This window comes from Carboxydothermus pertinax (assembly GCF_001950255.1).
Classification (GTDB): domain Bacteria; phylum Bacillota; class Z-2901; order Carboxydothermales; family Carboxydothermaceae; genus Carboxydothermus; species Carboxydothermus pertinax.
In genome coordinates this window covers 70465-82751 of sequence record NZ_BDJK01000062.1, presented here as the reverse complement: position 1 = coordinate 82751, position 12287 = coordinate 70465, and the positions used below count along the sequence as shown (strand labels likewise).

Sequence of the window (12287 nt, the reverse complement as noted above, 5' to 3'; positions counted from 1 at the left end):
TTTGGGGAATGGGGGGAGCTCATGGGAGACCCGGTGCTTGCCACTGCAGTGTTGGATAGGCTATTACACCATGCCCATATAATCAACATAAGAGGCAACAGCTACCGCCTAAAAGACAGGTTAAAAACCGGTCTCTACGGTAACCCACATATCAAAGCTTAATTTTAAAAAAAGCCAGGGTGGGTCAATTTAAATCCGCTATTGACAATATAAAAAATTGAATCAAGGTTGGTGGGGAATAAATGTTAAATAAAGTTAAATGGAGACTTAAATTAATAAAAGATAAAATTTTTTTAAAAGAACCATATGTCCAATGGAGTAGTTTATTAAATGATATACTGTCTAAGCATTTAGAAATATCTATCAATCTTGTTATTGAGGAATATGATTATAGGTTTGTTATAGTAAGATTTCCTGATGATTCGAAGTTGTTTTGGCCGAAAAACTTTAACATAAAAACGTTGGAATATACATTTGTTGAGTTAAATACGGAAAATCCTCATAATTATTTTCAATTTTATCAACCAGATAAAAATGATATTGTATTTGATGTTGGAGCGTGTGAAGGATTATTTTCTTATAAAATAAAAGATAAAGTAAGTAAAATATTTATATTTGAGCCTATACAAAATTTAGTGGGTGCGTTAAAATTAACTTTTAAATATGAAATAGAGATGGATAAGGTGAAAATTTTTAATTTTGGCTTAGGAAATGAAAATATTGATAAACTTGAATTTTATATCAATACGGAAGTTATTGGGGTAAGCTCATTTTCGAATAGAAAAAATATTGATCAAAGCAAAATTGAAAAAATTGTTTCGAGTATTAAAACATTGGATAGTTTTATTGATGAGAATGAAAATATTAGCAAAATTGACCTCATTAAAGTTGATATTGAGGGATTTGAAATGGCTTTTTTGAATGGGGCAACAAAAACAATTGAAAAATATTGGCCAAAATTTTTAATTTGCAGTTACCATAAGCCTGATGATTATTTAAATTTAAAACAATATTTTAAGTATTTTGATTATAAAATAAAACATTCGAAGGCTATAAGATTTCTTGATGGGGGAACTCCTACATACCGTTATACACTTGTTTATGCTTATAAATAGATGTATCGGTTAAATAGACAAAAGGTTTATAAAATAGTTTATTCTAATATAAAGAATATTTTTGTTTAAAAATATTAAACGCAAGAGATGGCTTTTTTGCTTTTACTTACTGTGTTTGAAGTTTTTTTGTGGTAACATAAAAAATGAATATAAAAATTTTCAATATTATATAATTTTTTGATCTCGTAGAAGTAATTTAGATCTTTGGATGAGAAAAAATGTTTGGGATGTATAAATTAATTTAAAAAAATTACCTTTTTACCCCTTAAACATGATATAATTTTATCAAGTTAAGATTTTCAATAAATTTTTTGTAAACCAACAAATAAGTTACATCTTATGGCACATATTTTAAAACTGCTGCACACGCTTACCTAAACTTTTTAGTTCGAAGAGGGATAAATATATGAAAAAAATTTTAATTTATATTCCATCATACAATAGAAGTAATAGCTTAATTAAACAATTAAGTAGATTAAAAAATTTAGTTTATAATGACAATGTAATTGTTTATATTAGTGATAATTGTTCTACTGATAAAGATTATGATTCTGTAAGAAATTATTGTGGAAAATACAATAATATTATTTACGACCGAAATCCTGCAAACATTGGGGGAAATGCTAATATAGCAAAAGGCTTTTTATTATGTGATAAGGCAGAATATATTTGGATATTAAGTGATGATGACATTTTAAAAGATAATGTTTTTAATGAAATTTTAAACTTTCTTAATTACGATATTGATATTTTAGTATTTTCACATAATAAAAATATTCAAAAATTTAATATTGTGGAGTACACAATAAATGATATTTTTTATCTTTTTAATGATATTTCTTGTATAAGTAATGTAATATATAAATCAGAGCTTATAAAAGAATATATAAGATATGCTTTTGAGTATATGTTTACATGTTTTCCTCATCTTGCAGTACTAATTAAAACGCTAAATGAGAGAAAAATAAAAGCTGGAATATTAAAAAGAGAAAAATATTTTGAACCGGATTTTTTGCCACCGGTTGAAGGTAATGTTGGCTATTCAAAAAGTTATTTTGGATTTGTTTTTTTAGCAGAATTATTTAATGATAAAAAAATTAAAAGAAAATTTATCGATTCATGGATAAGTTTTTTGTATTTAAGACACTGGTTTTTAAAAAGTAGAAATGCTCAAACTTATTCTTTACTTGCATATTATTATATAAAGAAAAATAAGTCTTTTTTTAAAATGTTTGATTTAAAATTGATAGCATGGAAAATATTAACCCCTTATTATACGAAATTAAAAAAAATAGGTAAAAAAATTCTTGGCAATAGAAAGATATAAAAACAAAAAAGCATGAAAAATTAATTAGAATAACAAAATATGGAAATTAAATACAATTTTGAAAAAGCGGGGGATTATTTTTGAAAAAAGCTCTAATCACAGGTATTACCGGCCAGGATGGTTCATACTTAGCTGAATTGTTATTGAGAAAAGGTTACGAAGTGCACGGTATTATTCGGCGGGCAAGTACATTCAATACTCAGCGGATTGACCATATTTATCAAGACCCACATATGCCCAATACAAGGCTTTATCTACATTATGGCGATTTAACCGATGCCGGACAGTTGACAAATATTATTTACAATATACAACCGGATGAAATTTATCATCTTGGCGCTCAAAGTCACGTTAAAGTCAGTTTTGAAATGCCAGAATTTACCGGAGATGTTACTGGACTTGGTACTACAAGAATTTTAGAGGCTATTCGCAGAAGCGGAATAAAAACCAAGTTTTATCAAGCTTCAAGTTCGGAAATGTTTGGTGCAGCTCCGCCACCTCAAAATGAAGAAACCAAATTTTATCCTCGTAGTCCCTATGCAGCTGCTAAAGTATATGCCTATTGGATGACTGTAAACTATCGTGAAGCTTATAACCTTTTTGCTTGCAACGGTATATTATTTAACCACGAATCTCCCAGACGGGGTGAAACCTTTGTTACCCGAAAAATTACCCGGGCCCTGGCTAATATTAAGGCTGGTAAGCAAAACAAACTTTATCTGGGGAATCTTGATGCTAAAAGGGACTGGGGATTTGCTCCTGAATATGTCGAATGCATGTGGTTAATACTTCAGCAGGAGAAACCAGATGATTTTGTCATAGGAACTGGTGAAACCCATTCGGTGCGTGAGTTTTTAGAAGAAGCCTTTTCCTATGCAGGACTTGACTGGCGGGAATATGTAGAGATAGACCCGAGATACTTTAGGCCTACAGAAGTTGATTATCTTTTAGCAGATAGTAGCAAGGCCAAAAGGATATTGGGCTGGGAGCCCAGGGTAACTTTTAAAGAACTTGTGAGAATAATGGTAGATTACGATTTAATTCAAGCAGGACTTGAACCAATTGGTGAGGGTATTAAGATTATTCATGAAAAAGGTTTTGACTGGACAAATAACAAACTTACATTAGGTTAAGGTGATTTATATGGAAAAATCAGCAAAAATCTATGTGGCAGGGCATACCGGATTGGTAGGCTCTGCCCTTTTACGAAAATTAAAGCAGGAAGGCTATGAAAACATAATAACCCGGACAAGTAAAGAATTGGATTTAAGAAAACAGGATGATGTTTTAAAATTTTTTGAGAAGGAAAAACCCGAATACGTCTTTTTAGCTGCAGCCAAGGTAGGAGGGATTTTAGCAAACAACACCTTTCCTGCTGAATTTATATACGACAACCTGATGATTGAAGCCAATATAATTCACAGTGCATACCTAACAGGAGTTAAAAAACTTTTATTTTTAGGAAGTTCCTGCATTTATCCCAAGTATGCACCGCAACCTATAAAAGAAGAATATCTATTGGATAGGAAATTAGAGCCAACCAATGAACCATATGCGATAGCCAAAATTGCCGGCATCAAGATGTGTCAGGCATATAATAGGCAGTATGGAACAAACTTTATTTCGGTGATGCCGACAAATCTTTATGGACCAAATGACAACTTTGATTTACAAAATTCTCATGTACTACCTGCGTTAATTAGAAAATTCCACGATGCCAAGGTAAATAATAGCCCTGAGGTAGTTCTTTGGGGAACCGGTACTCCTAAAAGAGAGTTTCTTCATGTAGATGATTTGGCTGATGCTTGTTTATATTTAATGCGTTCTTATAATGATTCAGAAATAATCAATATAGGTGTTGGGCAGGATATATCGATAAAAGATCTGGCTAATTTAGTTAAAAATATCGTTGGTTATACTGGAGAAATAAAATGGGATACCAGTAAACCTGATGGTACTCCACGAAAATTACTGGATATTTCCAAATTAAAAGCCTTCGGTTGGGAAGCAAAGATTTCCCTTGAAGAGGGAATAAAAAGTACTTATCAATGGTATTTAGAAAATGAGGAAAATATAAAGAGAAAATAAAGCTCAGCGTGGAGGGAACAAATGAAAGTTAATCCTTCTATCTTCCGTGAATACGACATCCGCGGTATAGCCGAAACGGAGCTTAATGACGAAGTAGTAAGATTAATTGGACAAGCTTACGGCACTTTTTTAAAAAGATACAATATTGATATAATTACTGTCGGTGGCGATGTCCGTCTATCCACCGAAAAAATAAGAAAAAGTTTAATTGAAGGAATTATCGCAACCGGGATAAACGTTATTGATATAGGTATTGTTACCACGCCTCTTTTTTATTACAGCCTCTATCATTTTGACGTAAATGGCGGGGTAATGGTTACAGGAAGCCATAATCCTAAAGAATTTAACGGCTTAAAACTTGCCCTTGGGAAAACTACTATTTACGGTGAACAAATCCAGGAAATAAGAAAAATAATTGAAGAAAATAGGATAGCATTGAGTGAAAATCCGGGTAAAGTTACTCACGAAAATATTGGTCGTGCTTATATTGAGATGCTTACCTCAAAAATAAAACTTGGATCGAGAAAGCTTAAGGTAGCTGTTGATGCTGGCAACGGAGCGGCCTCGGACTACATCGTACCCTATTTAGACGCCCTTGGTTGTGAAGTTATACCATTATACTGCCAGCCTGATGGCAATTTCCCAGACCACCATCCCGACCCGGTAAAAAGAGAAAACTTAGTTGATCTAGTAAAGTATGTTCGCGAAGAAAAGGCTGACCTGGGTATTGCTTTTGATGGCGATGCCGATAGAATTGGAGTAGTAGATGACAGGGGGGAAGTGGTCTGGGGCGATAAGCTCATGGTCTTATACTGGCGGGAGATATTAGCCCGGCACCCGGGCGAAACGGCAATTGTCGAAGTAAAATGCTCCCAGGCATTAGTAGATGAGATAATAAAACTTGGAGGAAAACCGTACTTCTATAAAACCGGACATTCCCTTATTAAAGCTAAGATGAAAGAACTAAATGCTCTGTTTACCGGTGAAATGTCCGGCCATATGTTTTTTGCTGACGAATATTTTGGCTTTGATGATGCCTTTTATGCGGCAGGAAGGCTTTTAAGGATCCTATCCAATTCCGATAAAAAATTGTCCGAGCTCTTGGCTGATGTCCCGGTATATTACAGCACAGCCGAAACCAGGATTGATTGTTCTGATGAACTAAAGTTTAAGGTAATAGAAAAGATAAAGGAAGATGCTTTAAAGCAGTACGAAGCCATTACCGTGGACGGTATAAGGATACTTTATCCTGATGGCTGGGGACTGGTCAGGGCCTCAAATACCCAGCCGGTCCTGGTGGCAAGGTGTGAGGCAAAAAGTCCAGAAAGATTAAAAGAAATAACAACTGATTTAAAGCAAAGAATTATTAATGCAGGGTTAGAGGATTTCGAGTGGGAGTATTAAAAAAATTAGGTGGTATAGGCATGAAAGCGATAATCTTAGCAGGTGGGAGTGGAACAAGACTTTGGCCATTATCCCGAAAAACCTATCCCAAACAGTTTTTAAGCCTTGGGGATAAAGAATCTTTTTTGCAGAAAACTGTTAAAAGGATTTTGAATGTTTTAAATCCGGAAGATATTTATATTATTACCAATAATGACTACAAATTTCTCGTTAAAAACCAGGTAGAAGAGATTAACTTTATCTTAGGAGAAAATATTTTGTTAGAGCCGGTGGGTAGAAATACTGCCCCAGCAGTAGCCCTGGCGGTAAAATATCTTTTAGAAGTAAAAAAAGTAAATGAAAGCGAAACCATATTTATTTCTCCTTCCGATCATTTAATTAACCCCCAGGATGCTTTTGGTGAATATCTTTTAAAAATGGACAACCTTGCCCAAGCAGGTTTTCTTGGTACTTTTGGTGTTAAACCTACAAAACCGGAAACAGGATATGGCTACATAGAAAAAGGAGAAGAAATTAGTGAAGGTTTTAAAGTAAAACGGTTTGTAGAAAAACCAAATCTGGAAAAAGCAGTAGAGTACTTTCAAAGCGGAAACTTTTACTGGAATTCCGGGATGTTTGCATTTACTATTGGAGATATATTGGAAGAATTTAAAAAACATGCTCCGGATATTTACGAAAAAATAGAGGGAAAAAGTTATGAAGATGTTTTAAATACTTTTTCGGAAATGCCGGATATTTCTCTGGATTATGCGGTGATGGAGAAAACGGATAAAGCTGCAGTAATTCCTTTAGAACTGCAGTGGTCTGATGTGGGATCCTGGGAGAGCATTTATGAGCTACTGCCTAAAGATGACGATAATAATGCGGTAATAGGAAATGCTCTGACTATAGAAACTAAGGATAGCCTGATCTTAACCGAAAAAAGACTTGTTTCAACTATAGGTCTTGAAGGGATTATGGTAGTAGAAACTCCGGATGCCCTGTTAATCGCCAAAAAAGGTGAAGCCCAGAAGGTAAAAGAAGTAGTTAGTAAGCTTAAAGAGCAAAATCTACCCCAATCAGACGAGCACCTTACCATCCACAGGCCCTGGGGGAGTTATACTGTATTGGAAGAAGGGCCAAGGTATAAAATAAAACGTATCGTGGTAAATCCCGGGCAGAAGCTGAGCCTTCAATTTCACTACCACCGGAGTGAACACTGGGTGGTGATAAAAGGAACAGCGCTTGTTGAAATAGACGGTCAGGAAAAGTATGTTTACGAAAACGAAAGTATTTACGTACCTCCAACCAAGGCGCACCGCCTGATAAATCCCGGCAAAGTGCCTTTGGAAATAATCGAAATTCAGGTGGGCAGTTATGTGGGAGAAGATGATATAGTGCGGATGGATGATCTTTATGGAAGATTAGAAAGAGTTTAAGAAAGCATGGTGATTACTAATGAAAAAGTATTTGGATAAAATACGTGTAAAATTAGAAAATGTTACTAAATCAACAATTGGAACAATTAAATATAAAAAGATTAATAGTGAGGTTTTAATTGAAAATTTAGTTGATGTATATAATTTAAATTCTAACAAACCAAGAATATTATATGTTGCAATGAAATGGGATTATGGTGATAGGAATCGGGGTTTGAGCTTTGAGGAATTAAATTTTTTTTATTCATTGCTTTTCTCAGGATATCCTATTATCAAATTTAATTTTGATAGAATAATTCAGGAAATAGGGGTTGAAAAAACACAAGAGCTTTTATTTGAAACAGCTTTTTTATTTTCCCCGGATATCGTTTTTCATTTTATTTTTAAGGATGAAATACAGCCGGAAACATTACAGAAAATATCTAAAAAATTAAATATAACAACAATAGTCTGGTTTGCAGATGATCATTGGCGATTAAATTCTTTTTCCTTGCAAAAAGCGCGTTATTATGATTGGGTATGTACTACATTTGATGCAGCGGTCCCTATTTATAAAGAAAATGGAATTAAAAATGTTATATTAACTCAGTGGGCAGCAAATCAATACATTTATAGATACTTAAAATTACCTTATAAATATGATGTTTCGTTTGTAGGTCAACCTCATGGTAATAGAAGACAAATAGTAAATGAATTAAGAGTAAGGGGTATAAATGTGGCTACTTGGGGATATGGATGGGAAAATGGAAGAGTTTCGGTTTCGGAAATGATTTTAATATTTAATCAAAGTAAGATAAATTTAAATTTAAGTAATGCATCAAAAAATATAAATATTAATCAAATAAAAGGTAGAGATTTTGAAGTTCCAAGTTGCGGCGGGTTCTTACTAACTCAACATAATGATAAACTGCAGGATTATTTTAAAATTAATGAAGAAATTGTTACTTATTATGATATTGATGATTTAGTTTACAAAATTAAGTATTATTTAGAGCATGATGAAGAAAGGGAAAAAATTAAGATTTCTGGATGGCAGAGAGTTTTAAGGGATCATACTTATGAAAAACGTTTTTCAGATATTTTAAAAATTATTAAGGGGAATGTAAATGATTAGATGTCCAATTTGTGGAGTAGCTACTCAAATTAGTGAAAATTTTAAAAAAGATTATATTTTATGTCAAAATTGTTTTTGCTTTTTTATAAATAAAAGCCATATAGATGATGAAACTGAAAATAAAAGATATTTTGATAATTTCTACTCTTTAAATTTTTATAATGATAAATTTAAAGTAATGATAGGGAAAATATTTAAAACAATCGATTATTTGCTAAAATTTTACAATACATATAACTTTAAGAATTTTGAACAAAAAATTTTGAGATTAATTAATGATAAAAAAATTTTAGAGATAGGTTTTGGTGAGGGGGATTTTTTAAAGAAAATTTTAGATAAAGGGTATAATGCTTATGGATTAGAAATTTCAAGTAGTGCTGTTGAAAAATTCAAACAAAAATATCCAGAGTATAAAGAAAGAGTATTTCTTGGTAATATAGATACGGTTAATGAAAATTATGATGTAATTATTGCAAGAGCAGTTGTAGAACATATTGATGAACAAATTGCTTTTTTTAAAAATATAAAGAATAAATTAAATAAAAAAGGATTATTTATTTTTAGCATTCCAATAACAAATAAAGCAAAACGAAATATAAAATATGAATGTGATATAAATTTTTGGTTTCCCTATCATAGAGTTATTCACTCGGAAGACAGTATTAAATTACTAGCTAACAAAGTTGGGTTTAAAATCTTTTATATTCATAACTATGATTATTTCGATTACAGATTAATGAATCTTTATTTAAAAAATGGTATTCGCGACATTGCTTTTTATCGTAACCCTTATTTCAAGGTTAATGGTTTTCCAAATACTAATACGTTTTTATTACTATGTTTTAAAGCACTTTTTATTAATTCTTATACCTTGTATGCGAATATAATTTTTCAAAATGAAAACTAAACCAAATACCTTTTAAAACACCTTTAAGTGGCGATAACGATTTCGTAAATAAACATGAAATGAATGAAAGAAAAAAATTTCCGCATAAACTAATGAAAAAAAATATATGATTTTTATTTTTTAAAATTTTAAATATTTGTTTTTGATTAAACACCTTAGCCGCCATTAACTTTTCCAAATCCGGCCGGGCTGAGGGAGCTTTGTGGTGTATTCCCCAGGCGTTCATTACCCGGTAAAATTTATAGCCTTCTTTGGCTAATTGTACGCTTAAGTAGACGTCTTCTCCAAGGGCGTAACCGCTAAAACGCTGCATATCTTCATTAAAGAAGTAATCTGGCTTTTCAAGTAGTGGTTTTACAGGCAGAAACATGCAGCAGCCGGAGAGCCAGCCAACTTTTTTTAATTCATCTTTTACAATTAATTCATACTCGTTTAACCAGGTATTGCCTCCCGAAGGCAGTACCTTTTTTTCAGTGCTTTCATGGGGTAAAAAGAAGATTTTTTTAAAGAAATTAAAAAACTTTGAGCTACCGAGCTTTTGAATTTCAGAACCATAAGAAATAGTTTTAAAATTTAATTCCAAGCATGTTTTAGGAGGAAGGGTTCTTATTTTTCCCAATAATATTTCAAAGGCATTATCATTTAACTCAAAGTCATCATCTAAAAACAACGCATAATCGATATCTTTTAAGTACTTAAAAGCCAAAAGTCTCTGGGTAACCGAACCAAGTTTGGTAGTATGTTCATAGATTAAGTTTTTAATCTGGGCTTGAAATTTTTCACAGACCATTTTAGTTTCCTCATCTTTGCTGCCGTCAATGACAATAACTTTGTCAGGTTTTACTGTTTGTTTAAGATAACTATTAAATAAACGCTCAATATCTTTTGGCCTATTTAAAGTCGGTACAACCCAGGCGGTTTTAATATTCATTTTAATCCTCCGTGTAGTGAAAAAATGTACCAAATTTAGTATAATGTTTTTAGTTTAAAACTGTAAAGAGAAAGGGGATTAACTTTGGCAAAATTCCTGGTTACCGGGGGAGCAGGTTTTATTGGATCCCATATAGTGGAAAGGTTGGTACGAGACGGAGCTGAGGTCATTGTCCTGGATGATTTATCAAGCGGTAAAGAGGAAAATCTCTCCGAAGTTTTAGATAAAATTACCTTTATTAAAGGGAATATACGGGATTTAGATTTATTAAGAAAAATAACCGAAGATGTGGATTATATTTTGCACGAAGCGGCGATGGCGTCGGTGCCGGCTTCTATCGATGATCCTTTAAAATGCCATGAAGTAAACGTTACCGGGACGATTAATGTGCTTTTATCTGCTAAAGAAAATGGAGTCAAACGGGTAGTATATGCGGCATCTTCGGCAGTTTACGGGAATAATGAAACTTTACCGAAAAAAGAAGACATGTACCCGGAGCCGCTTTCTCCCTATGCGGTTTCGAAGTATGCCGGAGAGTTATATCTTCAAGTTTTTACCCGGATTTACGGGATTGAAGCGGTGGGTCTTCGGTATTTTAATGTTTTTGGGCCCAAGCAGGATCCCAATTCCCAGTATGCGGCGGTGATTCCAAAGTTTATAGATGCTCTAGTGAAAGAGGTGCCGCCGACAATTTATGGGGATGGAATGCAAACCAGAGATTTTATTTTTATCGATGATGTGGTTGAAGCGAATATGCTGGCTTTAACCGCCCGGGGAGCCTCAGGGAAGGTATTCAATATTGCCTGCGGAGAGCGGATTAGTTTAATTAGGCTTTACAAAGTGATAAAAGAGATTATCGGTGTGGATATTGAGCCGGTATATGCTGAGGCAAGGGTTGGAGATGTCCGGGATTCCCTGGCGGATATTTCTTTGGCCCGGAATATTTTAGGGTTTGAGCCTAAGGTGAGTTTGGAAGAGGGCCTTAAAAAGACGGTTGAGTGGCATAAACGGAAGTTGGAGATTGGAGAGTAGAGGTTGGAAAAATAAAAAATAGGAAGCGGAATGAAGGAAATTTGGGAGAAAAAATATGAATAAGAAAATTAAACTTTTACACCTTATTACCTTAAGTGAGGTGGGAGGAGCCCAGAAGGTTCTCTATCATATTGTAAGCGGCTTAAATCCGGAGGAGTACGATATTACGGTCATGGCGGCTCCCGGAGGAGAGTTATTTTCCTGGTTAAAAGATTATCCACATATAAAATTTTGGCCGCTACCGGAGATGGAGCGGGAAATAGTTTTAACAAAGGACTTTAAGCTATTATTTAAATTAATAGGCATTTTTAAGAAGGAAAAGTTTGATATCGTCCACTGTCACAGCACAAAAGCAGGGATAGTAGGAAGAATTGCAGCTTTTTTTGCCCGTGTTCCGGTTAGGATTTTTACCGTGCACGGTTGGGTTTTTGACTTAAATCAACCACTTCTTAAATTTCTTTTTTATGTCTGGGCGGAGCGACTGGCAGGCTTGTTTGGCAGCATGATGGTGACGGTATCCCGGGAAGATTACCGGAAAGGGCTTGAATATAAAATTACCCGGAAAGAGAAGTTATACAATATTCCCAATGGCTTGCGGGAAATTATAACAGAAAAGGGAAAGCTTCGAAAGGCACTTGGAATTAGCGATGAAATAAAAATAGTAGGAACTGTACTTCGTCTTGCCCCACCCAAGGACTTAGAGCTTCTCCTTAAAACAGCGGAGATGGTAATAAGAAACTGGGAGAGGGTTGTTTTTGTCGTAGTAGGAGATGGACCGCAAAAAGAGTGGCTTCGGGCGGAAATATTAAAAAGGGGGCTTTCGGAAAAAATCCTTCTTTTGGGACACCGGGAAGATGTTTACGATTTGTTGGGGGATTTTGATGTTTTTACGCTTTTTTCCCGGCACGAAGGCTTACCAGTTTCGATTCTTGAAGCTATGGCGGCGGGATT

At 33.9% G+C, this 12287-nt stretch carries 12 protein-coding genes; 11 read left to right on the top strand and 1 reads right to left on the bottom strand.

Features of this window, described 5'->3' with window-relative positions; genetic code table 11:
• The 9 genes from cpu_RS12765 to cpu_RS12725 form a co-directional block, all read left to right on the top strand.
• The coding region (locus cpu_RS12765) for an ATP-binding protein (RefSeq protein ID WP_200800702.1) at nucleotides 1-162 on the top strand (162 nt) is incomplete at its 5' end.
• Between the two features lie 80 nt (nucleotides 163-242).
• Nucleotides 243-1115: an FkbM family methyltransferase gene (locus tag cpu_RS12760; protein WP_075860366.1), complete on the top strand. Its 873-nt coding sequence runs from the start codon at nucleotides 243-245 to the stop codon at nucleotides 1113-1115.
• Nucleotides 1116-1521: 406 nt separating this feature from the next.
• Nucleotides 1522-2442: a glycosyltransferase family 2 protein gene (locus tag cpu_RS12755; protein ID WP_075860365.1), complete on the top strand. Its 921-nt coding sequence runs from the start codon at nucleotides 1522-1524 to the stop codon at nucleotides 2440-2442.
• 80 nt (nucleotides 2443-2522) lie between these two features.
• Complete coding sequence (gmd, locus tag cpu_RS12750; RefSeq protein WP_075860364.1) at nucleotides 2523-3575, top strand: GDP-mannose 4,6-dehydratase; 1053 nt, start codon at nucleotides 2523-2525, stop codon at nucleotides 3573-3575.
• A gap of 10 nt (nucleotides 3576-3585) precedes the next feature.
• Nucleotides 3586-4530: a GDP-L-fucose synthase gene (gene fcl, locus cpu_RS12745; protein ID WP_075860363.1), complete on the top strand. Its 945-nt coding sequence runs from the start codon at nucleotides 3586-3588 to the stop codon at nucleotides 4528-4530.
• Nucleotides 4531-4551: 21 nt separating this feature from the next.
• Complete coding sequence (locus tag cpu_RS12740) at nucleotides 4552-5934, top strand: phosphomannomutase/phosphoglucomutase (protein ID WP_075860362.1); 1383 nt, start codon at nucleotides 4552-4554, stop codon at nucleotides 5932-5934.
• Nucleotides 5922-7352 carry a mannose-1-phosphate guanylyltransferase/mannose-6-phosphate isomerase gene (locus cpu_RS12735; RefSeq protein ID WP_200800701.1) on the top strand — a complete coding sequence of 477 codons (1431 nt, stop codon included), beginning with the start codon at nucleotides 5922-5924 and terminating at the stop codon, nucleotides 7350-7352. Before cpu_RS12740 ends, cpu_RS12735 begins: the two co-directional genes overlap by 13 nt.
• Before the next feature lie 19 nt (nucleotides 7353-7371).
• On the top strand, nucleotides 7372-8466 hold the full coding sequence (locus tag cpu_RS12730) for a CgeB family protein (RefSeq protein WP_075860360.1): 1095 nt from the start codon (nucleotides 7372-7374) through the stop codon (nucleotides 8464-8466).
• Nucleotides 8459-9373, top strand: a complete 915-nt coding sequence (locus cpu_RS12725) for a class I SAM-dependent methyltransferase (RefSeq protein ID WP_075860359.1) — start codon at nucleotides 8459-8461, stop codon at nucleotides 9371-9373. The genes cpu_RS12730 and cpu_RS12725 overlap by 8 nt, the downstream gene beginning before the upstream one ends.
• On the opposite strand, the gene cpu_RS12720 is transcribed toward cpu_RS12725, so the two are convergent.
• Nucleotides 9324-10304: a glycosyltransferase family 2 protein gene (locus cpu_RS12720; protein WP_075860358.1), complete on the bottom strand. Its 981-nt coding sequence runs from the start codon at nucleotides 10302-10304 to the stop codon at nucleotides 9324-9326. The genes cpu_RS12725 and cpu_RS12720 overlap by 50 nt on opposite strands.
• Nucleotides 10305-10388: 84 nt before the next feature.
• Between cpu_RS12720 and cpu_RS12715 the strand changes: the two genes are divergently transcribed.
• The gene (locus cpu_RS12715) at nucleotides 10389-11336 is read left to right on the top strand and encodes an SDR family oxidoreductase (protein ID WP_075860357.1); all 948 of its coding nucleotides are present in this window, start codon (nucleotides 10389-10391) and stop codon (nucleotides 11334-11336) included.
• Nucleotides 11337-11391: 55 nt separating this feature from the next.
• A partial coding sequence (locus tag cpu_RS12710; RefSeq protein WP_200800700.1) for a glycosyltransferase occupies nucleotides 11392-12287 on the top strand: 896 nt, incomplete at its 3' end.